The 23,861-nt window shown below is 63.5% G+C and carries 21 protein-coding genes; 11 read left to right on the forward strand and 10 right to left on the reverse strand.

The window, feature by feature from the left end; genetic code table 11:
- The 4 genes from RQH14_RS02055 to RQH14_RS02070 form a co-directional block, all read right to left on the reverse strand.
- Positions 1 to 357: a GNAT family N-acetyltransferase gene (locus RQH14_RS02055; protein ID WP_311211674.1), complete on the reverse strand. Its 357-nt coding sequence runs from the start codon at positions 355 to 357 to the stop codon at positions 1 to 3.
- Complete coding sequence (locus tag RQH14_RS02060; RefSeq protein WP_311211675.1) at positions 354 to 1,718, reverse strand: acyltransferase; 1,365 nt, start codon at positions 1,716 to 1,718, stop codon at positions 354 to 356. Before RQH14_RS02060 ends, RQH14_RS02055 begins: the two co-directional genes overlap by 4 nt.
- An 82-nt stretch (positions 1,719 to 1,800) precedes the next feature.
- Positions 1,801 to 3,009, reverse strand: a complete 1,209-nt coding sequence (locus tag RQH14_RS02065; protein ID WP_311211676.1) for an amidohydrolase — start codon at positions 3,007 to 3,009, stop codon at positions 1,801 to 1,803.
- Positions 3,006 to 4,424 (reverse strand): MFS transporter, encoded by a 1,419-nt coding sequence (locus RQH14_RS02070; protein ID WP_311211677.1) that lies wholly within the window; start codon positions 4,422 to 4,424, stop codon positions 3,006 to 3,008. The genes RQH14_RS02065 and RQH14_RS02070 overlap by 4 nt, the downstream gene beginning before the upstream one ends.
- Positions 4,425 to 4,535: 111 nt before the next feature.
- Here RQH14_RS02070 and RQH14_RS02075 point away from each other — a divergent pair, with 111 nt between their 5' ends.
- Together RQH14_RS02075 and RQH14_RS02080 are read left to right on the forward strand one after the other, a co-directional pair.
- On the forward strand, positions 4,536 to 5,570 hold the full coding sequence (locus RQH14_RS02075) for an Lrp/AsnC family transcriptional regulator (protein ID WP_311211678.1): 1,035 nt from the start codon (positions 4,536 to 4,538) through the stop codon (positions 5,568 to 5,570).
- Between the two features lie 63 nt (positions 5,571 to 5,633).
- Positions 5,634 to 6,053, forward strand: coding sequence for a VOC family protein (locus RQH14_RS02080; protein ID WP_311211679.1), 420 nt, complete (start codon positions 5,634 to 5,636; stop codon positions 6,051 to 6,053).
- A gap of 15 nt (positions 6,054 to 6,068) precedes the next feature.
- On the opposite strand, the gene RQH14_RS02085 is transcribed toward RQH14_RS02080, so the two are convergent.
- From RQH14_RS02085 to RQH14_RS02105, 5 genes are all read right to left on the reverse strand, one after another.
- Positions 6,069 to 6,461, reverse strand: coding sequence for a DUF1304 domain-containing protein (locus RQH14_RS02085; RefSeq protein WP_311211680.1), 393 nt, complete (start codon positions 6,459 to 6,461; stop codon positions 6,069 to 6,071).
- Between the two features lie 51 nt (positions 6,462 to 6,512).
- Positions 6,513 to 7,388 (reverse strand): class II fructose-bisphosphate aldolase, encoded by an 876-nt coding sequence (locus RQH14_RS02090; RefSeq protein ID WP_311211681.1) that lies wholly within the window; start codon positions 7,386 to 7,388, stop codon positions 6,513 to 6,515.
- On the reverse strand, positions 7,388 to 8,854 hold the full coding sequence (locus tag RQH14_RS02095) for a GntP family transporter (RefSeq protein ID WP_311211682.1): 1,467 nt from the start codon (positions 8,852 to 8,854) through the stop codon (positions 7,388 to 7,390). The genes RQH14_RS02090 and RQH14_RS02095 overlap by 1 nt, the downstream gene beginning before the upstream one ends.
- Positions 8,855 to 8,955: 101 nt before the next feature.
- Positions 8,956 to 9,858: an NAD(P)-dependent oxidoreductase gene (locus RQH14_RS02100; protein ID WP_089593287.1), complete on the reverse strand. Its 903-nt coding sequence runs from the start codon at positions 9,856 to 9,858 to the stop codon at positions 8,956 to 8,958.
- Positions 9,859 to 9,883: 25 nt separating this feature from the next.
- Positions 9,884 to 11,383 carry a four-carbon acid sugar kinase family protein gene (locus RQH14_RS02105; RefSeq protein WP_311211683.1) on the reverse strand — a complete coding sequence of 500 codons (1,500 nt, stop codon included), beginning with the start codon at positions 11,381 to 11,383 and terminating at the stop codon, positions 9,884 to 9,886.
- Between the two features lie 129 nt (positions 11,384 to 11,512).
- Here RQH14_RS02105 and RQH14_RS02110 point away from each other — a divergent pair, with 129 nt between their 5' ends.
- From RQH14_RS02110 to RQH14_RS02120, 3 genes are all read left to right on the forward strand, one after another.
- Positions 11,513 to 12,316: an alpha/beta hydrolase gene (locus RQH14_RS02110; protein WP_311211684.1), complete on the forward strand. Its 804-nt coding sequence runs from the start codon at positions 11,513 to 11,515 to the stop codon at positions 12,314 to 12,316.
- Between the two features lie 72 nt (positions 12,317 to 12,388).
- Positions 12,389 to 13,090, forward strand: coding sequence for a FadR/GntR family transcriptional regulator (locus RQH14_RS02115; RefSeq protein WP_311211685.1), 702 nt, complete (start codon positions 12,389 to 12,391; stop codon positions 13,088 to 13,090).
- A 136-nt stretch (positions 13,091 to 13,226) separates the two neighbouring features.
- Entirely contained in the window at positions 13,227 to 14,375 is a 1,149-nt protein-coding gene (locus RQH14_RS02120; RefSeq protein WP_311211686.1) for a Fic family protein, read from the forward strand.
- 14 nt (positions 14,376 to 14,389) lie between these two features.
- Here the strand turns inward: RQH14_RS02120 and RQH14_RS02125 are convergent, their stop codons facing one another.
- Complete coding sequence (locus RQH14_RS02125; protein ID WP_311211687.1) at positions 14,390 to 15,358, reverse strand: AraC family transcriptional regulator; 969 nt, start codon at positions 15,356 to 15,358, stop codon at positions 14,390 to 14,392.
- A 443-nt stretch (positions 15,359 to 15,801) separates the two neighbouring features.
- On the opposite strand from RQH14_RS02125, the gene RQH14_RS02130 reads away from it, so the two are divergent.
- From RQH14_RS02130 to RQH14_RS02155, 6 genes are read left to right on the forward strand one after another with little or no spacing between them, the layout of a single operon-like run.
- Positions 15,802 to 16,590, forward strand: a complete 789-nt coding sequence (locus tag RQH14_RS02130; protein ID WP_311211688.1) for an SDR family oxidoreductase — start codon at positions 15,802 to 15,804, stop codon at positions 16,588 to 16,590.
- Positions 16,591 to 16,642: 52 nt separating this feature from the next.
- Entirely contained in the window at positions 16,643 to 17,881 is a 1,239-nt protein-coding gene (locus tag RQH14_RS02135; RefSeq protein ID WP_311211689.1) for a styrene monooxygenase/indole monooxygenase family protein, read from the forward strand.
- A 30-nt stretch (positions 17,882 to 17,911) separates the two neighbouring features.
- Positions 17,912 to 19,687: a flavin reductase gene (locus RQH14_RS02140; protein ID WP_311211690.1), complete on the forward strand. Its 1,776-nt coding sequence runs from the start codon at positions 17,912 to 17,914 to the stop codon at positions 19,685 to 19,687.
- 32 nt (positions 19,688 to 19,719) lie between these two features.
- Positions 19,720 to 21,378 carry an NAD(P)/FAD-dependent oxidoreductase gene (locus RQH14_RS02145; protein WP_311211691.1) on the forward strand — a complete coding sequence of 553 codons (1,659 nt, stop codon included), beginning with the start codon at positions 19,720 to 19,722 and terminating at the stop codon, positions 21,376 to 21,378.
- Positions 21,379 to 21,385: 7 nt separating this feature from the next.
- On the forward strand, positions 21,386 to 22,177 hold the full coding sequence (locus tag RQH14_RS02150; RefSeq protein ID WP_311211692.1) for a cyclase family protein: 792 nt from the start codon (positions 21,386 to 21,388) through the stop codon (positions 22,175 to 22,177).
- Positions 22,174 to 23,859 carry a thiamine pyrophosphate-binding protein gene (locus tag RQH14_RS02155; RefSeq protein ID WP_311211693.1) on the forward strand — a complete coding sequence of 562 codons (1,686 nt, stop codon included), beginning with the start codon at positions 22,174 to 22,176 and terminating at the stop codon, positions 23,857 to 23,859. Before RQH14_RS02150 ends, RQH14_RS02155 begins: the two co-directional genes overlap by 4 nt.
- Positions 23,860 to 23,861 lie beyond the last annotated feature (2 nt).

Genomic DNA, 23,861 nt, shown 5'->3' on the forward strand with positions numbered 1-23,861 from the left:
CTATTCGTTGTCCGGTTCGCCTACCGGCTTCTCGGCAGGCCAATCAACATCCTGTTCGTAGCCCTCGTGCTTTGTCAGGTACGCGGCGATGTACGGGCAATGCGGGATGATGCGCTTGCCGGATGCCACAACATCGTCCAGCGCGAAGTGCGCCAGGACTTTAGCCAGGCCTTGGCCGTTAAACCCGGGCTTGGTTTCTGTGTGGATGAAGTCGATGTGACCGGGCCGATCAAGGAATTGTGAAATCACGGCCAACTCGCCGTCTACATGCAGCTCATAGCGGTGGAATTTATCGTTGCGCACCGTGGTGACGCCAGGACGGAACGATTCTGCCAGTGAATCCGTGTACTCGGTCATGGTTCGAGATTGGCACTTAAACCTGGCTCTGGCAACGTGGACACCCTTCTTACGCGGTGCTGCGGGACCTCCACTCCAGACGATGGCGGCAGCACCGGCGTCGGAACCCTCCCCAGCAACAGGACTGAAAGGGCAAAGCACGCCGCTCCCCCACCCAACAAGGCAAGTGTCAGGCCGTTTAACGCGGCGTCCGCAAGCGGGATCAAAACGACGACGGCGGCCGTCGCCACAGCGGCACGCGAGGGACCCCGCGCGTGGCTTGCCGCCGTCGGACGGTTCTCCAACCACCCACAAAGCCACACCACCGGCACCAGCAACGCGACCACGGCAAGGAAAACCGGAATCCTGGCCCACCACCACTCCGGCGTGCCACCTACGGGTTTGGGCACGTCGGTGAGCAACAACAACCCTGACATGCCCACCAGCAACGGAAGATGCCACAGGTAAATCGTCATGGACCTGCGGCCGGCCACGGCAATGACCGCCTGGATCCAGCGGACTCCCGCGAGCCAGGTGATGCCGTTCCGGAGCAGCTGAAGTGTCGCAACCTGCGAGACGCCCAACAGCAGCAAGCACATGTTGGGTGGATTGATATTTACCACCATGTTTCCCGGGTAAACCGCCACCCCCGTCACCAGTCCCAACAACAGGTTGCTGGTGACAATGACACCCACCAGCCAGGTACGGCTGCGCTGTTCGAAGAAGCCATCCGCCATCAGGAAACCCAATTGCTGGACCGCGCACCACACGAAGATCAGGTTGGTGAACGCGAGCACGGGAAGTGCGCCTCGAAGGGAGTCGACCGTGATGATCAGCGCCACCAACGCGGCGAAGGTCAGCAATGGTGCGCGTTCGTGCAAGCTGGCCAGGAATGGAACGCTGAGCTGGGCCGTGAGGTAGGCGGCCAGGAACCACAGCGGCATGGCGGCGCCGGCTGTCATGAGCTGAATGACCTGGGGGTGGACACCCAGCAGCAGCGCGACCCACAGCCCTCCCCACATGGCGGCGAGCAATGCCATGGCAGGGCGGACCAGTCGGAGGAGCCGGAGTTGGGCGAAGTCGAATCCGGTACCGCCGCGTGCTTTCAGGCGCCGCCACGACTGCAAGCCCGTCACACCGCCCAGCACGAAGAACAGTGGAACGATCATGAGGGCCCAGGCCACAGGGGTAAACCAGCTTTGCTCCATGAGCACGTTCTCCGTGGTGACCGTGCCGTCCTTCTGCAGAACAGGGTTGGCCATCATGCAATGCGCTGCCACCACCAGGAGCAGGCAGGTGAATCGGACAAGGTCGATCGCCGGATCCCTCTGCGCCACCGTGTCCCGGTGTGCGCCGGGGTGCGCTTGCCATTCCCGCTCCATGGCTCTCCCTTGGAACCCACGCACCTGCGTGTTGACTCCATTGTCCGCCCGTCGAAGGGGCGGAGCCAGCAGGCGGGCCGGTTTAGTCCCGGCCACCCCCCAGCAGGAGTCTCCGCTGCTCCGGGTCTCGAGCGGCTGCGCATGCCGCCGCTGCCATGCCGAAGGAACCGTCCAGAACGGCCGTGTCCGCTCCGGCTGAAGCTCCGAAAGCCGCGAACTCGGCGGTGTGGTGGGCGGCGCCCCGCACGTCGTAACCCACCACCGGGTGGATGGACGGTACTATCTGGGAAACATTGCCCATATCCGTGGAAGCCACAGGAGCCGCGTTGAAGGCTACCTCCCTGCCCTTCGCCTGCATGGCTTGTCTGTAGGCCTGGGTGAGGAACGGATCTTGGCGCAACTCTGCGTAATCGTTGCCCTTCGGCGTCACCTGCAGTGTGCACCCGCTCGCCAGGGCGCCGGCTTCCAGGCACCGCCTGATGTTGTCCTGGATCAGGCGCAACTGGTCGATTCCAGGAGCCCGCATTTCCACGCTCGCCCGTGCCCGCTCGGGGATGACGTTAACAGCTGTTCCACCCTCGGTGACAATGAGCGACACGATCGATCCTGTCGGGAGTTGCTGCCTCGCCAAAGCAATGGCCGTCTGTGCGATGACCAGTGCGTCCAGAGCATTGACGCCTTGATGGGGTGCCGCTGCTGCATGTGCTGGCCGACCTTCGAAAAGCACGTCCCACATAGACATCGCCAGCGATGAGCCACCCACCACATCGGCTGCGCCGGCGTGGACCATCATGGCGAGGGAAACGTCGTCGAAGAAGCCTTCATCGATCAAGTCCACTTTGCCTCCTGTGGTCTCTTCCGCCGGCGTGCCGAAGACCCTGACGGTAAGGTCGAGTTCCCCGGCCACTGCGGCCAAGGCCAAGGCCGCCCCCACCGCACTTGCCGCGTTGACGTTGTGGCCGCAGGCATGGCCGATGTCCGGCAAGGCGTCGTATTCCACACAGAGCGCCACCACCAGTTCCCCACTTCCGCAGCTTGCGCTGAAGGCGGTGCCTTGCGTCGGTTGGGCTTCATCGAAACTGAACCCGGCTTTTCGGAGCACCCTTTGAACGCGTTTGACCGCTCGGAACTCCTGCCCCCCAACCTCCGGGTCCGCATGGATGGCATGGCTCAGGTCCAGGATTTCGGGCTTCCATCGCTGCAGTTCATTTTCCAGCAAGGTGTGAAGATCGCCTTGGGATGCAATCACGACGGCGGCCCCACGGGTCCCGCTGTTCGCCCCGGCGGTCATGCCGTCACCCCTGCAGCCTGACGCTTCGGGTACCGGGCGCTGGCCGCAGCAGCGATCAGGGCCGCGAAGGCCAATGTTCCCCATATGGTCAGCAATCCGGCTTCCGTGATGCGCCCGGAATCCACTGAGGCTGACGACAACAGCTTGACCACGGCTGCTCCTACAGCGATGCCAACGGACAGGGCGAGTTCATTAAGCCCTGCGGCCGTCGATGTTTCCTCCAAAGCAACGCCCTCCACCGACAGGGAGCGTGTTCCAGCCTGGTACATTCCAAGGCTCAGGTTGAACATCGCGAAGCCGAGGCAGTAGCCGGCAAAGGAACCATGGGCGATCATCATGACCAGGAATCCGCCTGCCAACATGACGCCGGCAAAAACGAGCGTGGCCCGCTCACCGAACAGTCGCAAGGCCCTTGCCGTCATCAATGAGGACACCAGCGAAAGAACAGAAGCCAAGGCCAGAATGATCGCAATCATCAGGGGGCTGAGGCCAAACCCGTAGCCGGTCTTGTCCGGGTTGGAATGCAGGAAGATCCCGTTGGTGCCGAAGTAGCTGATAGAGGCAAAGCCGAAGAAGAACGTTGCCAAGGAAACCACTCGGATCCGCGGATTGGCGAGCATGCGCAAGTCCATGAACCGCTTTCCGGCACCACCGCTGTAGTCGCGCTTGGCCCAATAGGCCAGCAGTGCGAAGCCCAGCAAACCTGCCCCTAACGTGCGGGCGTCCAGCCATCCCCATTCCGGCGCCATGGAGAGTGCCACAACAAAGGCGATGAGACCGAGCGAACATGCCAACAGCGGGGCCAGGGCGATGCCCTCACGAGTCGGGATCCCGGCGTCGGGCAGTAAAAAGGAACAAACCAAGGCGATCACTGCGAATGGCACAGCGACCCAGAACCCCAAGGTGGGATCCGTGACTCCAACGATCCCGGCGAGCAAACCACCAGCGCCCACCATGATCATGAGCATGCCGATCATGACGCTGACACCCGTGCGGGTGCCGGCGGGGCTGGTAACGCGGAGGATTCCCATCATCAGGGGGATGAAACCCACCACGCAGGTGAGCATGACGACGCCCAGGGTCACCGTCCACAGCGATGGCCACAATGCCATCAGCAGGACACCGACAGTCACTACACCCGTCGACAACCGAAGCACACGGCGGTAACCGTAGCTGTCGCCGAGCCTCGAAATGATTGGGGTCAGGACAGCGAAGCTGACGTTGGAGATGAGGAAAATGCCGTTGATGGTGGGGTCGTCAATCTCGAAGACCGGTCCCAGCGCAGGCAGGATGGGGTTCAGGTACCCCTGGGTGACGCCACTGAGCGACTCGATGAGCGCCATTGCCAGGATCATGCCCGCTATGGCCCTGCGGGTGGTGGCCGCTGCCGCAGTTGATGCTGTGTTGCTTGCCATGTGTTTCCTTGGGTGTTGTGCCGGTTGAAATGGCCGGATGCGCTTGTGGTGATGCGAGTCACAACGTTAGAGCCCTCGATTACACTTGCCTCTGGATTGTTCAGAATCAACATGAGGCAGCAAATATTGAACGAATCAGCCACAATTACCGAGCTTGATCTTGAAATCATTAATGCCCTTCAGATCAATCCGCGGGCGGAATGGAGTCGGGTTGCAGATGCGCTGGGGCTGTCCGGTCCAACGGTGGCCCGTCGCTGGCAAGCCTTGATCGAGGGGCGGCTGGCATGGATTACGCCGTCTCCAGGCCAGCGCTACCTCAACGCCGGCTGGTCCGCATTCATCCAACTCTCTTCGCTCCCCGGCGAAACAGAGACACTGATCCAACGACTCTGTGCCGAACCCGCCTTCGGCACGGTTTCGATGGTTACCGGCGCGCACGATGTGTTCATGGATTGCTTCGCGTCGAGCCACGAGGAACTGATGGACATTGTCACGGACTCCTTTCCGAAGCTTCCGGGGGTCACTCACCGCGAAGTCGTTTTCGTCACCAAGCTGTACCGGCAGGCCTCGGAATGGCGTAGTGGGACCCTGGAACCCGCTCGCGCACGGCTGGTCTCATCGCAGGCCAAGGTCATGCCGGCGGGGTACTCACTTGACCGATTGGACGCCGCCCTTCTGGAAGAACTGGCCAGAGACGGCCGGGCCAGTTGGTCCGACCTGGGTGCCGCCTGTGGCGTTTCACCGCAAACGGCACGACGCCGGGTGGAGCGGTTCCTGGCGTCCGGCTACGTCACGCTGAGGTGCGACGCCTCCACTGCAGCGAACAGAGGCTTGCGGGAGGTCACGCTCATGCTCAACATCCCGGCGCAATACGTTGACGACATAGGCCGCTACTTCGCTGCACAAAACAACTGCCGCCTCAGCGCCCAAGTGCTGGGAACGCAGAACCTGGTGGTCACGTTGTGGGTGCGCGACTATTTGGAAGTCCAGGCATTCGAACGGGAATTGGCAGAGCGCGCCCCGGGCAGCACAGTGATTTCCCGGCAGGCGGTTGTCCGCACCTACAAGCGTTTGGGCCATCTGCTTGACGCGACGGGACGCAGTTTGTCCGTAGTGCCCCTTCCGCTGTGGAGGAAAGCACCCTAAAGGTATCCACAACAGGACACCGGGGTCTGGACGAGGCGGCAAATCACCGGCAGGATCGAAGCCATGACTACCTCTATTTTCGTGAACCTCCCCGTCAGCGACCTCGAGGCATCCAAGGCCTTCTATACGGCACTTGGCTACTCCATCAATCCGAACTTCACCGATGAGACCGCCGCTTGCGTGGTGTTCAGCGACACCATTTTCGCCATGCTCCTGACCCACCCGAAGTTTGCGGAGTTCACCAAGCAGCCCATCGCGGACACTCAAAACTCGACGGCGGCAATAGTCGCTATTTCTGCCGACAGCCGTGAAGACGTGGATGCCCTGGCTACCAAGGCCCTTGATGCGGGTGGCTCCGAAACCTACGACCCCATGGATATGGGGTTCATGTACAGCCGGGCGTTCCGTGACTTGGATGGGCACCACTGGGAAGTGGTGTGGATGGACGAAGCCGCGGCCCAGGACGGGCCGCCGGAATCCTAGCCGAGAGCCAGAGTCCTAGCTAAGCGTCACGGCCAGCACACCAAGCACGACGGCGAGCAGCGGCGTGGTTCCTTGGAGGGTTGCTGCGCGGAGGTACTTTTTGCCGCTCGCGGCGAGGACCAAGGCTGCCAGAAGCATGGAGCCGCAACTGCTGAAGACCAGGGTCCAGCCCACCTGCGGGGCCCCCATGGCCACTGCGACGATGCCGATCAGGGCGCCGATGGCCAGGAAGAGGTTGTAGAAGCCCTGGTTGTACGCGAGCGGTTTGGTGGTTTCCGCATCAGCCTGGGAGGTGATGCTGAACGTTTTCCAGGTCTTGGGCTTGGTCCAGGTAATGGACTCCATAGTGAAGATGTAAACGTGGAGCAGGGCAGCTATCGACGCAAAAATCAGGGAGGCCAGGATCATGGTTTGATCCTAGCCTCCCTGTCATGCCGGTCTTGGGTGCCGCGCTGCCCGTCAGGCGCTGAGCAACTCCAGTGTGGCGCCGGCGAAGGTCGCCGCAGAGACGTTCCACTTGGACAGCAGGCCTTGCAGATTCTCGCCATCGGCCCTGTGCGCTGCGGTTTCAGATTCCAGCGTGGACAGGATTCCGGTACGCAGTTCAGTGTTGAAGTTCACTTTGCCAACCCGCAGCGAAGGGGCCTTCGCGAGCTGATCGGCGGGTATGCCGGAGGCACCGTGGAGTACCAGAGGGACGTCGGTCCGTGCTGCGACGTCCTGCAGTACGTCCCAACGGATGGCGGGCTCGCCCTTGTACTTGCCGTGCACGTTCCCCACCGCAACGGCCAGGAGTTGCGCGCCGGTTCGTTCAACGAAGTCAGCCACCTGCGCCGGGTCAGTGAGTCCCGCACCTGGCGTTCCGGCGTCGTGCGCTGGATTGTCAGCACCGAACGCCCTGTCCTCGTCGCCGGCAAGGCCGCCGAGTTCCGCTTCGATCACGACGTCGGCAGCACCTTGGGCGTCCAGCGCGGCCCGGACTTCACGGACCAGGGCGATGTTGTCCTCGTAGGGCAAGGACGATCCGTCGGCGAGCACCGAGTCAGCACCGGCGGCCACAGAATCACGAATGACCTGCAGATCCGAAGCGTGGTCAAGCTGCACAGAGACCGGGACACTCGCGGAGTCAGCCAGGCCACGCAGGGCCGTGATGAGCCTCAGTCCATTGGCAGTGGACGCAGTCTTCGGAGCGACCAGCAGGATCACGCCCAGACGGGCATCCTCAGCGGCCGCAACAACGGCAAGGGCGGTAGTGAAGTCGTAGCAGGTGAAAGCCGGAACTGCGGAGCCATCAGCCAGCGCAGAGGTGACCAGGTGATCGAGGTTGGTGCGCATCAGTGGGCCAAACCTCCCACGAGGATCCACGCAACGTAGGTCAGTGCGAAGCCGGCCAGGCCCAGGATGGTGGTCAGGACGGTCCAGGTCTTGAGTCCGTCGGACACGGTGAGGCCGTAGTAGCGGATCACGGTCCAGAAGCCGGCGTCAGTTACGTGGGAGAGGCCCAGCGAGCCGAAGCCGATCGCGATAACAATCACGGCGATCTGGGCCGGTGTGTAACCGCCTTCCATGACCGCGGAGGTCAGCAGGCCGGTAGTGGTCACGATGGCGACGGTTGCCGAACCCTGGGCGGCGCGCAATGCCAGGGAAATGATGAAGCCGAGAACGATCACCGGCAGGCCGAGGCTGTCCAAGGTGTGGGAAAGGGCCGCGCCGATGCCCGATGTGCGGAGGACTTCGCCGAACACGCCACCTGCGGCAACAACCATGAGGATGGAAGCGATGGGAGGCAATGCGCCTTCGAAGATCTCGCCGGTTTCCTTGAGTGACCAGTTGCGGCGGACAGCAAGCAGGAAGAAGGAGAGGGCCACGGCTACGAGGAGCGCGAAGAACGGATTGCCGATGAACGCGGCCACGCCGTACCAGTAGTTGTCCTTGGGGATGGTCAGTGTGCCAACGGTGCCGAGGAGAATCTGGGCGATGGGAGCAGCGATCAGAAACATGATCAGGCCGGGACGCGGAGGGGCGATGGCGCGGGCGCCGGGACCGTCGTGGCCGACGTGGACCAGAGAGTCGGAGCCAAACTCGTCAACCTGCTGCTTGACGCCGGGCAGCAATTCGTATTCCTTGCGGTTCATGATGCTGGCAACCCAGTAGGACAGGAATCCGAGGGGGATGCAGATGATGAGGGAGATCATGGTGATCAGCCCGATGTCCGCGCCGAAGACGCCCGCACCTGCAACGATGCCCGGGTGCGGCGGGACAGCGACGTGGATGGAAAGCATGATGCCGGCCATGGGCAGGCCGAACTTGATGGGGTGAACGTTGGCGATCTTGGCGAAGGCGTAGACGATCGGGACCAGGACGATCACGCCCACCTCGAAGAACACGGGGATCGCCACAAGGAAGCCGACGGCGGTCAGTGCGACAGCGACGCGCTTGGCGCCGAGCTTCTCAGTGAAGTGGGTGGCCAGGGACTGCACGCCCCCGGAAACCTCGATCATGCGGCCGAGGATGGCACCGAGGGCGATCAGCAGGGCGACCTTGCCCATGGTGCTGCCAACTCCGGTGGTCACTACGGTGAAGATGTCCTTGAGTGGAATCTGCGCGGCAACACCCACCAGGATGCTGACGGCCAGGAGGGCCACGAAAGCTTGGATCTTGAAGCGGATGATCAGCACCAACAGCAAGGCGATTCCGGCTGCGGCGATGGTCAGCAGAAGGGGTGTTCCCAGTTCGACTGCGGGTTTGATGGCGGGGGCGTCGGCCGCCTGAACCATCAACGAGTTAACGAGGGGATTCATTGGGGGTGTCTCCTTTGACATACCAGTCTAGGCAAGACCGGCGGGAGGTGGCGGCGACGGCGAAGGGGGGATCGCCGTCGTCGCGGGTTCTTGTGGGGAGGTTAGGCAGTGCGCTTTGCGGGCGCCACAACCTTGATGACGGCGGAGTCGTCTGCGGCGGCGAGGCCTTGGGCCTGGCCGAGAAGGTAGAGCTGTTCAGCTGCGGCGGCAACGGGTGCGGCGAGGCCGGCGGCGCGGGTCGCCTTACCCACGATGCCCATGTCCTTGACGAAGATATCGAGGCGGCTGAGGACCTCGGCGCCGTCTTCGGAGTAGGCCTCGAGGATGCGCGGACCACGGTTGGACAGCATGAAGGAACCGGCGGCTCCGGCCTCGAGGGCGGCGAGGGTCTTCGCCTGGTCCAGGCCGAGGGCGTCGGCAAGGGCCATGGCCTCGGCAGCGGCGGCGATGTGGACACCGCAGAGGAGCTGGTTGACGGTCTTGAGTGCTTGGCCGTCGCCGGGCTTGTCACCCACGATGCTCAGGGTGGAGGCCAGCAGTTCGAGTGCGGGACGGGCCTTTTCGAGTGCCTCGGGCTCTGCACCCACGACGATCAGCAGGTCGCCCTCGCCTGCACGCTTGGGTCCACCGGACAGGGGAGCGTCGACCAGTGCCACACCGTATTCCGCAAGCTTTTCCACCGTGGCGGGGATGGCTTCGGTGCCAACGGTGCTGCCGAGGATCACGACGGCGCCGGGCTTCAACACCGAGGCAACGCCGTTCTCGCCGAAGAGGACATCGTTGAGCTGCTCGCCATTACGGACGGCCAGGAGCAGCGCGTCAGCGCCATCGGAGGCCTCACGGGCTGAAGCGAACGTCTTGATCCCGGCGGCTGCGGCGAGTTCCAGTCGCGGCTCGGCGATGTCGAAGCCGTGGACGGTGAGCTCGGACGCGAGACGGGTTGCCATGGGCAGGCCCATGGCGCCGAGGCCCAGGACGGTGACGGTGTAGTTGCTGCTGGTCATGGTGTTCTCCAGTGAATTTTGGCTGTTAGAAGGTGGCGCTGAGCTTGCGGGTGACTTCAGTCAGGGATTGGTCGTCGCCGACGTTGCCCGCGAAGACGATGTACGGGATGCCCTTGGCGGGGCCGTCCACCGGCTCCCAGAGCGAGACGATGCCCGGCAGCATGGGGCCGCGGACGATTGCGTGGCGGATTTCCAGGCCGTGGGCGGCGACATCCGAAGACGTGATGCCGCCCTTGGCGATGACGAACCGCGGCGGGAAGGTTTTCAGGGTCCGGTTCACCACAGCGACGACGGCGGCGGAGACGGTGCGGGCGATCTTCAGGCTTGCTGCGGCGTCGTCGGTTTTGATGAGCAGGCGGCTGGTGTGGACGATGACGTCACCGTGGTGGAGGGCATCGACGACGTCGGAGACGACGGTTCCGATGTAGGCGCCGGCTTCTGCTTCACCAGCGGTTTCGGTTCCTGCAATGAGTTTCTCGACGTCGATCTCGATGGTCCGCGCGGAGCTGTGCGCGGCTGTGAGGTCATTGAGCTGGCGAGTGGTGACGCCAACGTGGGAGCCGACCACGATCATGCCGCCGGCAGTGGAGGGAGTGTTGCCCGCGAAGGCTTCTTCGGAGGTCAATGCCGTGCGGATTTCCTGGCCGATCCGGCCGCGGACAAACGGCGGACCCACGCGGTAGAGGAGTTTCTTGCCGCGGCGTTCGGCTTCTTCAAGGCCCAGTGCGAGGGCGCGGAAGTCGTTCTCTGTGACGATGTCGGCCACGATCGGGGTGGAGTTGGTGGCGGGCTCCAGGGCGTCGGCGATGGCCTTGGCGGAGATGGTGGGGTCCTGGGCGGAAGCTCCGGCGCGGATGATGTTCAGGTCCAGGACGATGACGTCGCCTGCCGGGAAACGGCCTTGCGACTTCTCCTCCACATACTTGGCCATCTCGGAGTTCTTGAAGCCAAAGCTCGCATCCTTGGCGAATTCCGTCTCGGCCACAGGGGTGAGTGTGCCAGCGTCTCCCCTCATGTAGTGCACGCCGCCGATGGTGACGCGGCCGGCGTCGGGGAATGCCGGAACGATCACTACGCCGTCAGTGGGCTCGCCGGTCGCGGCGGCCACGGTAGCGGCGATGACGTCCGGCTCCAACGGGTAGTGGCCGCGGAGGGTGGAGTCGCTGCGGCTGACAAAACCGAGTTGGACGGTGCCTGCGGCGGCGGACAGTGCGTTGCGCACGATTTCCTCGTTGCGCGCCGCGGCTTCGGCCGGGTCCAGACTGCGGGTGTTGGTGAGGACGTAAACGGCGGCCTGGGTCTGGTTCTCACGGATGTGGGTGAAGGCCCAGGTGAAGTCCTCAACCTCCCAGCGGGTGAGCACGGCGAGATCCGCAACGGACTGCGTGCCTGTGGGGTCGTCGTCGAGGACAACCAGAACGCGCGGGGTGGTGGCAGCGGACGCGGCTACGGCGTCGGCTACCAGCTGAGCGGGAATCTGGACTTCCGCCGGGAAGGCGGCCAGAACGTCTGCTTCAAGGGTCACTGTGCACTCCATCGTGGGAAATCTGTGTAGCGGTTTAATGAATGTAAGATGTCAGACATCTAACATTTGAATTAGTGTGACACACGGCTCCTCAGCGCGCAAGGTGCTCAGCGTCACTAGGCTGGGGGCATGGCCGACAGCGTGGTTCCCCTCCCTTTCGTGGACGTCCTCACTCCCGCCATTCCCGCAGGTCAGCAGGTTCCCGCAGTGCTGATCCACGGTTGGGCGTCCTCTTCGGTGTACTGGAAACCCCTGGCCAAGGAACTGCTCGACGCCGGCCGTGAAGTCTGGATTCTCGACCTCCCTGGCTACCACCCAGGCGAGGAACTACGGCCGGATTTCACGTGGACCTTGGACTCCGCGGCTGCATCGGTAGCGGCCGCGCTTGACCGGCTGGGCGGGAGTCCTGCGCACGTGGTGGGGCACTCACTGGGCGGCAGCGTGGCCCTGACATTGGCAGCGGATTCCCCGCATCTGGTGGCCACGGTAACGCTGGTGGGCATGGTGCCGGCGCCTCCCAATGAAGGATTCCGGTCCATGTTGCAGTCCCAATGGGGCCAGGGCTTTCTGGATGCCGAAACCAGGGCCAAGTGCATGGAGGCCTGGTACGGCCCTTTGTCCGAGGGAGACAAGGAGCAGCTCAGCAAGGGGTTCGACGTTCCATTTTCGATTCTTGGCCCCAGCGGCAAGGCCGCCATGACCGGCGTCGAACCTTCAGTACCCGGGCGCGTCCACGCGCCCCTGCTGGTGATCGCCGGGGTTGGGGACCGGGTGCGGTCCATCGACCAGATGGCCGCGTTCGTGTCGGCAGGCCCGAGGCGCCAATTGAAGGCCATTCCCGGCGCGGGCCACAGTGTCCATTGGGAGAAGCCGGAGGAATGTGCCAAGGCGCTGCAGGAATTTTGGGAAACGAGCTGGCCTCCGCCAGCGTAAGATGTCTGACAACCATCCCGCCCCGGGAAGACGCGGGACGGAGGATGGCCGGAGTACAGGAAATGGGGATACATGGCACGCAAGTCGCTGGTCGGCGTCGTCGCTGATGAGTTGCTGGACCGCATCATCGCGGGTGAATTTCCACCCGGAACGGTGGTCCCCGGTGAGCTTGAGCTCAGCGCCAAGCACGAGGTGAGCCGCATGACCGTGCGTGAGGCCATGAAGACCCTCGAAGCGCAGCGGATTCTCAGCGTGGAGCGCGGCCGCGGCACGTTCGTCAATCCCCTGAACCAGTGGGCATCGCTGGAAGCCGTACTGCGGGCGGCATCTGAGGGAACCAAGGACGCAGCCGCCGCGATCCAACTCATCGAGCTCCGCCGCATGCTTGAAACCGGCGCCTGCGAACTCGCCGCCGAACGTATCTCTGACGACGAACTCACGGCACTCAGCGAACACGTCGACAAGATGCAGTCCGCCCACGAAGTCAACGATCTCGCGGCTTTCGTGGAAGCCGACCTCGCCTTCCATGACGTGATTCTTCACGCCTCCGGCAACGTGTTTGTCGCTGTACTCTTTGAACCGCTGCACCGGGTCCTCGAGGCCCGCCGCACCGAAACATCGGCTTTCCCGGAGATCCAGGAACACGCAATCGGCCACCACAGGAAAATCGCCACGGCCTTGGAGTCCCGGAATCCCAACGAGTCACGCCTGGCCATGGACGCCCACATGCAGCAGACGCTGGACGACCTGAAGACGTACGTGCTGGAGGCGTAGCTGGCACAGGCGCCTTAATTGTTGGACCCGGATAATTTAATTCCTGCACGGGCCGGGTCTAGCGAAATCACTGATTTCTAGGGAATAATCGGGCCATGCTCTTAATTGTTGGAAACCTCTATGGAACATTCTCCCCGTGAACCCACTCGATTTTCCCGAGTTCCCCTTTAGCTCTCCACTGGCGAAAGCCATCATCGACCTTGAACGGGTTCGCGCAGATTTAGGTGAAGGAACCACCGCTCCCGAGGTCTTCACACAGTTGCGGACACTCTTTCAACTGCTGTCGAGCATCATGAGCGCACGCATCGAGGGCAATCGCACGTCAATTGTGGATGCTGTTGCAGGCGTTCAGCTCGCGGACCGAGCCGACATCAAGCGGGACGACGGTGTTCAAGAGATCGTCCAGCTCCAAGAAGCAACGGCTTTCGTCGACTCCGCGGTCGGCCGGGGGACGATACTGACACACGGGTTTGTCCGGGAGCTGTACCGCATCTCCGTGGCCGGTTTGGAACGTGAAGGGGACCGCACACCTGGTGCCTACAGGCTCGCCGATGTCACCATCAGCGGTTCATCGCACCGGCCACCCTCGCCAGGGAGCGTGCACGGAGACATGACGGCACTCCTCGACTTCATCAATGCGGACGTAGATCAAAACTACGAGCTCCTCAAGATTGCGCTTGCCCACCATCGGTTCGTCTGGATTCATCCTTTCGGCAATGGCAATGGTCGCGTCGGGAGACTCATGACTTACGCCGCCATGCGGCGGCAAGGGTTCTCCGACACCGCCGGATACCGGGCGCTGAACCCAACGGCCGTATTTGGGGAGAACCGCGCCCTCTACTACGAACGACTCGAAGACGCCGATTCCCTCGAACCCGAGTCCCTGATTCGCTGGTCGACGTATGTCCTCGAAGGACTACTGACAGACCTCAGAAGGTTGGCGAAACTCGGTGACAAGGACTTCGTTACGGAAGGCCTGTTGGTTCCCGCAATCGCAAGAGGCCTCGCCTCGTCGCGCTTCACGGCGGACGAAGCCCTGGCTTTGACCATCATCGCGCGCAAAGTTGACGTGAAGGCCGCAGACCTTAGTTCAGCATTCACAGGTTCAGCTGCGACACGAAGTCAAGACATTCGAAAGCTCCTGGACCGCGGCGTCATTGAACCGATCGCCAAGGGGAAGAGATCCTACCGGCTTCGGCTGGCCCCGAGTGAACTAACGCCACTTCTGGTTCGGGAATTGGATCAATTGGGATTCCTGCCCCGCATTCTGCGCGATTCAGAATAGTCTCCGCCTCCTGCCTAGCGGCGCAAGCTCTCGCTGGGCAGCTCGCCGAAGGCCTTCACGTAGAGCGCAGAGAAGCGCCCTTGGTGGGTGAACCCGCACAACTCAGCGACGGCCGTGACACTCTGCTCCCGCGGGCTCGCTTCCAGCAGCATCTCCCGGGCTCGATCCAGCCGGATACTGCGCAATAACTCCGACGGCGTCGCGCCAGTTTCCGCCCGCAAGGCAGTTTGCAGCGTGCGGACCGAAACGCCCAGGCACTCGGCGATGTCCGGGACAGTGAGTTCTTCGAAAGCGTGCTTTTCCAACAGTTCGCGGCAATCGCGGACCAACCGGCCCTCCGAAGCCGCGTCCCGGGCCTCCACGCCGGGCGACTCCATCGCCATCAGCAAGCGCGAGATCATGCTGTCCGCCAACAAACCCTGCACAAAAGCGGGAGCCGCGGACTGCGGTTGGCTGATCATGTCGTCATGAAGTTCGACGACGGCCCTCAAGAACGCGCGACCGGCTGCACTTGAAAGGTCCATGCCGTAGCCCAGCTCACCAGGCGCCGCGCCGTTGAGTTGCCACGCCACCCGCTCCAGCGCTGCCCGCCGCACGTACACAATGAGGTGCGGGCTGCCGCTGTCCCAGCTCATGGAGAAGGGCCTGTCGAGCGGAGGAACAGTGGCCATCGCCGGACTCGACTGCACTGTGCTCGCGCCCACCTTCATGGACGCGTGCCCCGTCAACGGGATTTGCACCAGGTGGAAGTCCTGGAGGCCCTCCGGCGCAATCCGGACGTCCGCGCCGTAGTCCAGGAACTCGATCCCCACATCGCCGCGGTGGAGGGAGCGGAGCTTCATATCCACAGAGGACTGGCGCGTTCGCGGCGACAGTTCGTGACTGCAAAACAGCTCAGCAATTTTGGCGTGCGCTTGGTCCACGTCGGTGGTGGCCATGGTGGGCAGCCCCCGCAGAACGTCACGAGGAAGAATCCTCACCATCCGCCACCTACTTCACCGGTTTTCCCACTGCACGGGGTCTTTTCGCTTTTCGGATGATCCCCGCGCCGAGCGGATATTCCGGAGTGCAGCTACTGTCTAGAGTCGCTTTTAAGACAAGTATGACGCAGCTCACAGAACCACAACAGTGACGGAAGCGAGGTGAGGGCTAGTGAAGAACATCAAGCTCGTGCATGACCGCCGAGATGAATGGGATCGGAGTCATTTCGAACTCTGGGCGGCGGAGCTTCAGGCCAGGGAAACCCACCTCACTTCCGCGGCCTGGGTTGGCTGGCACGAAGAAGAGGAAGACCCTGCGTAATTCGGATAATCCTCGCGCCACGTGGATATTCCGAACGACCACGACTGCCTAGAGTCGCTTGCAGGACGAATATGACGCACGTCATATATACGTAACATCATCATCGCGGGAAAGGGTTTGGCACATGTCAGCACTCAAGGGCAGGACAGCGATCGTCACCGGTGGAGCCACCAAGGTGGGCCAGGGCGTGGTCACCGCTTTGCGGGACGCCGGAGCCACGGTGGTGGTGGCGGACATAGACCCCGACGGCGCATCGCTCACCGCCGGGCTGGGCGAAGGAATCACCTACTCCCACACTGACATCACTGATGATGACGCCGTGAACCAGCTCGTCAGCGGGACCCTAGCCCGACACGGCAGCTTGGACATCCTGGTAAACCTCGCCTGCACCTACAAGGACGATGGCGGAGCTTCCGGCCGCGCCGACTGGCTCGACGCACTGAACGTCAACCTCGTCAGCGCCGTAGTTGCGAGCAACGCGGCCCGCCCTTACCTCAAGGCTTCGGGGCACGGCGCCATCATCAACTTCACGTCCATTTCCAGCTCCGTGGCGCAGACAGGCCGCTGGTTGTACCCCGCCAGCAAGGCTGCTTTGGTGCAGGTGACCCGCAGCATGGCGGTGGACTTCGCATCGGACGGGATCCGGGTCAACTCGGTCAGCCCGGGCTGGGTGTGGAGCAACATCATGGATTCCCTCAGCAACGGGAACCTTGAGAAGACAGATTCCGTGGCCGCTCCGTTCCACGCACTCAAACGCGTCGGCCGCCCGCACGAGGTGGGTGACGTCGTCGCGTTCCTCGCCAGCGACCAAGCGAGCTTCGTGACCGGCGCCGATTGGGCCGTTGACGGCGGTTACTCCGCTTTGGGACCCGAACGCGCCGAAGAGACCATTCCCTTGCTCGCCGCCAACTGACAACCGCAAAACAAACCCACACCCATACAGACCAAGAGAAAAGGGCAACACCATGACGCAACGCCACATCACCATCGTGGGTGCAGGCCAGTCCGGACTGCAGCTGGGCATCGGTCTGCTGGACGCCGGATTCCACGTCACCACGATCTCCAACCGCACACCGCAGGAGATCCAGGAAGGAAAGGTGGCCTCCAGCCAGTGCATCTTCCACAACGCGCTGGAACACGAGCGGTCCCTGGGGCTGGATTTCTGGCCCGATGCCCCCACCGTGGACGGCATCTCCTTCACCATTCCCCACCCCGAACTACCGGGTGAGAAGGCCATCAGCTGGGCCTCCCGCTTGGACAACCACGCCAAGTCCATCGATCAACGCGTGAAGTTCCCCAAGTTCATGGAGGAGTTCACCGCGCGGGGCGGCGAGCTGGTCTTCGAAGACGCCGGCGTAGCTGAGCTGGAAAAGTACACGCAGAATTCAGACCTGGTGATCGTGGCAGCCGGTAAAGGCGAGATCGCGCAACTCTTCACCCGCGACGCCGAACGCAGCACCTACGACGCCCCGCAGCGCGCCCTTGCCTTGACCTACGTGAAAGGCCTGAAGCCCCGCGAAGAGTACTCGGCCGTCTCGTTCAACCTCATCCCCGGAGTTGGCGAGTACTTCGTCTTCCCCGCCCTCACCACCACCGGCCCCTGCGAAATCATGGTCTTCGAAGGCGTTCCGGGCGGCCCAATGGACACGTGGAAGGGCCTCTCTCCCGAGGAGCACCTGGAGAACTCCACGAACATCCTGCAGACGTTCCTGCCGTGGGAAGCCGAACGGGCCACCGAAGTGGAACTCACCGATCCCCATGGCGTCCTCCAAGGCCGCTTCGCACCCACCGTCCGCCACCCGATTGCCACGCTGCCGAGCGGCCGTCAGGTACTGGGCCTGGCCGACGTCGTGGTGTTGAACGACCCCATCACCGGACAAGGGTCCAACAACGCGAGCAAATGTGCGGCGTCATACTTGGACAGCATCATCCGGCAGGACAATGGAGCCTACGACGCAGAGTTCATGCAGGCCACCTTCGAGCGCTATTGGGATTACGCCCAGCACGTTGCACACTGGACAAATGCCCTCCTGGCCCCGCCGCCGCCCCACGTCCTTGAACTCCTGGGCGCAGCGAACAGCGAGCCGGCCATTGCCCACCGGTTCGCCAACGGCTTCAACCACCCCCCGGAATTCCAGGACTGGTTCATGTATCCGGACAAAGCTGCTGGCTACCTGGCCGGCCTCTCCGCCGCCAAGGTTTAATAGCACACCCCTGCCAGCAAGGACTTAATCATGCGAAAAATAGCAATCGTCGGGGCCGGGGAATCCGGTGCCCAGCTGGCTTTGGGCCTACAGCGGGACGGCTACGCCGTGACGCTCCTGTCCGACCGTTCCGCGGCCCAGATCCGCACCGGCAAAGTCATGTCCAGCCAGTGCATGTTCTCCACCGCCCTCGACGCCGAAGCCCAGATGGGGACAGCGCTCTCGGAGTTCTACGAGGCCGGCACCGTCCCGGGCATCACCTCCATCCGGCTGCGCGTGGATGCTGAGGAACCTATCGAATGGGAAGCCCCCTTGGACGGTCCTGCCCGCTCCATCGACCAACGGATCAAAAGTGCCCTGTGGATCGAGACGTTCGTGGCCGCCGGGGGTGACTTCCGCATTGAGAAGGTCACTCCCCGCATGCTCGAAGAGCTCGCCCGCGACTACGAGCTGGTCATTGTCAGCACCGGCAAGGGCGAGATCGGCCAGATCTTCCCGCGCGACAGGGCAAAGTCGCCCTTCGACCGGCCCCAGCGGGTCCTGGCGCTCAATTACGTCACGGCCGACAATTACGTCACCGCCGACGACGGTGCTGTCGCGGGCGACGCGTCACCGGACGGCACCTCCAACAGCGCCGCCGCCATCCGCATGTCCATGGCCCCCGGCGTCGGCGAGTTCTTTACTTTCCCGGGCCTGACCGTCACCGGGCCGTGCCGCATGATGGTGTTCGAAGGCGTGGTGGGCGGCCCCATGGACCGGTGGACCGACGTCGGGACCCCGCAAGAGCAGCTGGAGCGATCGCTGGAAATCCTGCGAGAGCATTTCCCGCACGAGGCCGAAAACTTCGCCGACGCGGAACTGACCGATAGCGGCGCCACCCTGCTGGGGCGCATCACGCCAACGGTGAGGTCCGCCGTCGGGGAGCTCGGGAACGGGAAGCTGGTGTTCGGGCTCGGCGACGCTGTGGTCCTCAACGACCCCCTCACCGGGCAGGGCTCAAACAATGCGACACTGGCCGCCAAGTATTACCTCGATGCGATTGTTCGCAGGGGCCAGCAGCCGTTCGACCGCCACTGGATGGAGCGGACGTTCGATGAGTTCTGGCGCGGATGGGGCCAGTGGGCGGTTGAATGGACCAACGACCTCCTTAAGCCTCGCCGGGACCACCAGAAAACCCTCCTCAGCGAAGCCGCTGAACACCCGGCGCTGGCAGCGGGCATCGTGGCCGGGTTCGATGATCCCCGGACGTCCTATCCGTGGTGGTTCGATCCCACAGCCGCAGCCGACTTCATGCAGGCCCGCAAAGAGGAAGACACCTCCGTTTTCGACGTCCGTGATTTCAGGGGCGCGTTGGGGCAATTCGCCACAGGCGTTACCGTGGTGACCACTGTTGCTGCCGACGGCCGGAAGGTGGGCATGACCGCGAATTCGTTCACGTCAGTTTCCATGGAGCCCCCTTTGGTGCTGTGGTGCCCCAGCAAACGGTCGCCAAGCCTGGGTGACTTCGAGAACGCCACGCATTTCGCCATCAACATCCTGGCCAGCGACCAGCACGTCCTGTCCCGCCAGTTCGCCACTCCCGCCACCGACAAGTTCGCCGGCACGGACAGCACCGAAGGCATCGCCGGCGTCCCACTCCTGGACGGCGCGGTGGCCACCTTCCAATGCCGCACGGTCTCACGGCACGACGCCGGCGACCACGTCATCTATGTGGGGGAAGTGGAGAAATACGACTACGACGGCGGCGCTCCCCTGGTGTTCCACGGCGGCAAATACCACGCAACCGCCAGCCACCCGGACTTCTAGCCACCTTCTGAGCACTTCTGAAAGGAGCGGAAATGGACGATTCCGTTGACGTCGCGATCATTGGCTCGGGCATCAATTCCCTGGTCGCGGCAGCTGAGCTCGCCATGGACGGAAAGCGCGTCTGCATCATCGAGCGTTCGGACCGGCTGGGAGGCTTCATTCATTCCTCCGAGCGGACCCTGCCTGACTTCATCCATGACTCCTTCTCTTCCTGGCACCCGCTATTCGTCTCAGGTGGCGCCTACGCGGCTTTGGGCAAGGAACTCCACGCAAGGGGGCTGGAGTACTGCAACACCACCGGCCCGGTGACCGCGAGTGTCGCCGCGGATCCGGCCACGGGAGTTCACCGGGTTGTCATTGCACATCGGGATCCGGGCGAGACTGCTGCCGCGTTCAAGGTCACCGGCGACCAGTCCGCCTACCTGGCCATGTTGAATGACCTTGAGCGGAACGCCGGCACGGTTTTTGGGGCGTTCGGGGCGGAGCTTCGATCGTTCAAGGAGACGGCGAAGATTGCCTTCGGAGCCATACGGCGTGGACGATTCTCCGGGACCGAAGCCTTCGTGCGGGACGCGGTCATGAGCGGCCGGAACTACACCCGCAGCCGCTTTGACGGGTGGGAAGCGGACCAACTGTGGTCTCCGTGGCTCCTGCACGCAGGGCTTGGCCCGGACCAGGCAACCGGCGGGGTGATGTTGCCGGTGATGGCCATGAGCATGCACGGCTTCGGGCTCCCTATTGTGAAAGGCGGGGCGTCGAGGTTCGTGGAGGCGTTTGAGTCGTTGCTGCGCGACAACGGGGTCCGGATCATGCTGGGCGCCGAGGCCGAGGAGATCCTGGTGGGTTCCGGCGGTTCCGGCGGTTCCGGCAAAGACAGCTCGGTCACCGGCGTCCGGACGTCGCAGGGCGTGGTCACGTCCGGCACGGTGTTGGCGAACGTCTCCCCGCAGGCCCTCTATACCCAGCTCCTTCGCCAGCCACCTGCCGGAACCGCCGCGGCGGCCGGACGCTACCAGAACGGCCGCGGCGCCCTGCAGATCCACCTCGCCCTGGACAAGCCCGTGGAGTGGGTCGATCCCCGGCTCAACGATGTTCCCCTGGTGCACATCAGCAACGGCTCGGACAGCACAGGAATCGCCTGCGCCCAAGCCGAGGCCGGCCTGCTGCCCAGCGAACCCACGGTGGTGGTGGGGCAGCAATGCGTCCTGGATCCGTCCCGGGCTCCAGAGGGCAAGGCCACGCTGTGGCTGCAATTGCAGGAGGTTCCGTTCTCTCCCGTGGGTGATGCTGCCGGCGAACTGACAGTGGAGGAAGGCTGGACCGAGGAGCTGAAACAGGGCTATCTGGAACGGGTCCTCGCCCGGCTGGAGCAGTTCGCACCGGGAACCCAGGCTACGGTTCTCGCTTCAGACATCATCGCTCCCACGGACCTGGCCGCCGCTAATCCCAATGCCGTCAAAGGCGACCCCTATGGAGGCTCCGCTGAGCTCTTCCAAAACCTGCTCTGGCGGCCTTTCCCCGCGGCGGCAGGCCACCAAACCGCCGTCGATGGTCTCTGGCATATCGGCGCGTCAACCCACCCCGGTCCTGGCCTTTCCGGTGGCTCGGGCCACTTGGTGGCCCAAAAACTGACCGCACCACCTTCACGATTTTCGCGTCTTCAAGCAGCACTTAAACCAAGCAAGCGATAGGAGAACAATGTCTGTTCTGGCCGGGCTCACTGCAGCCCTTTCGAGTGGTTCAGTGGAAATCATCGACCTCACCACACCCCTCAGTTCCGAAACCCCCATCCTGAACCTTCCGCAACCCTTCGCGAACACGGTGGGGCTGTCCGTCTCGCCGGTGAGCAATTTCGACGACGCCGGCCCGGCCTGGGCATGGAACGACGTCACCGTGGGTGAACACGCGGGGACGCACCTGGATGCCCCCGTCCACTGGATCACCGGCAAGGACGGAAAATCCGTCGACCAGATCGAGCCGCACCGGTTGGTGGGTCCCGTGGTGGTGATCGACAAGACCACAGAGGTCTCCGCGGACCCTGACTTCCTGCTGGAACCGGAACATTTTGAGCAGTGGCAGGAGGCGCATGGTGCGTTCCCCGAGAATTGCTGGGTCATCTTCCGGACCGGATGGGCGGCCCGCGGCACTGACGCTGCGGCCTTCGTCAACGCGGACGACGCCGGACCCCACACTCCAGGGGTCTCTGCGGCAGGTGCCAAGTGGCTTGCCGGTAACGCCTCGATCAGCGGTTTCGGGGTGGAAACCGTGGGGATCGATGCAGGGCAGGCCGGCGCGCTGGATCCGATGTTCCCCGTGCATTCGTTCCTGCTCGGCGCGGACAAATACGGCGTGACCTCACTGCGCAACGTGGACCGGCTCCCCGTCACGGGCGCCACACTGGTGGTTGCTCCCCTGCCGATCGTCGGCGGCACGGGCAGCCCCAGCCGCGTGTACGCACTGATTGAAAAAGATGCGGTGGAGAAGGCATGAGCGAGCACGTACGGGTTTCCACCCTGGTGGGCAGGACGCTGGCGAAGCTCGGCGTCGGGCATGTTTTCGGCGTGGTGGGCAGCGGCAACTTCGACGTCACCGGCACCCTCATGGCCGAAGGAATCCCTTTCACTGCCACCCGGCATGAAGGCGGTGCTGCGACCATGGCCGACGCCTACTCGCGGATGTCCGGCAAGGTGGGAGTGGTCACCACGCACCAAGGCTGCGGGCTGAGCAATGCCATCACGGGAATCGGTGAAGCCGCGAAGAGCCGCACTCCCATGATCGTGCTGACCGCCGACACCCAGGCCGCAGCGATCCGGTCCAACTTCAAGATCGACCAAGACGGGCTGGCCCGCAGCGTCGGAGCCGTGGCTGAACGCATCCACTCCCCAGCCACAGCTGTGGCAGACACCGTCAGGGCTTTCCGGACCGCGGTCAATGAGCGCCGCACCGTGGTCCTGAGCTTGCCGTTGGACGTCCAAAGTGCCACATCCTCAACCACGGCAGATGAGGTGAGTGCCGTCGTCGTGCCTGAGCCCTTGAAGATCCGCCCGGACGCTGCCGCCGTTGAGCAGTTGGTGGCGCTGATTTCCGCCGCTGAACGTCCGGTGTTCGTCGCCGGACGCGGAGGGCGCGGCGCCCGGGACGAGATCCTGGAATTAGCGCGGCATGCTGGAGCATTGGTGGCGACGTCGGCCGTGGCGAGTGGGCTGTTCAACGGCGACTCGCACAATCTGGGGATTTCCGGCGGCTTCTCTTCGCCCACGACGGCGGAGCTCATCAGCGGCGCCGACCTGATTGTGGGGTGGGGTTGCGCGCTGAATATGTGGACCATGCGGCACGGGCGGCTCATCTCCACCGGCACCAACGTGGTGCAGATCGACGTCGAAGATTCCGCGCTCGGCGCCAACCGGCCCATCACCCTGGGGCTGCTGGGAGACTCGGCACTGACTGCCGCTGACGCCCTGCCGGCGCTGCGGACCGTGCAGCCTGAGCCTGCTGAAAAATACCGCTCCGAAGCCAATGCCCTGGCCATCAAGCAGGGCTCCAGATGGCGGGACGTTTCCACAGAAGATCTGTCCACGGCGACGTCCATCGACCCCCGCGTCCTCACCCGGGAACTGGATTCGCTGCTGCCGGCGGAGCGGATCGTGGCCGTGGATTCGGGCAACTTCATGGGCTACCCCAGCCAGTACCTCGCTGTGCCGGACGAGTTCGGATTCTGCTTCACCCAGGCGTTTCAGGCGATCGGGCTGGGGCTTTACACGGCCATTGGCGCCGCGCTTGCCCAGCCGCACCGGCTGCCGGTGCTGGGCGCGGGCGACGGCGGATTCCTGATGGGCATCAGCGAGTTGGAGACCGCCGCGAGGCTCAAACTGCCTTTGGTGTGCATCGTCTACAACGACGCAGCGTACGGGGCCGAGGTCCACCACTTCGCGTCGGAGCACACCGAGGCCGAGCTCTCCAGCGTCGTGTTCCCGGAAACGGACATCGCTGCCATAGCCCGCGGATTCGGCGCCGAAGGCGTGACCGTACGGACCATTGCGGACCTGGAAGCCGTGCGCCCATGGATCGAGGCCTACGAAGCCGGGACGCAGGACCGGCCCCTCGTGATCGACGCCAAGATCGCGTCCGACGGCGGATCGTGGTGGCTGGCGGAGGCGTTCCAGGGCCACTAAGC

It is taken from the genome of Arthrobacter sp. WCS2018Hpa-7 (genome assembly GCF_031843805.1).
GTDB lineage: Bacteria > Actinomycetota > Actinomycetes > Actinomycetales > Micrococcaceae > Arthrobacter.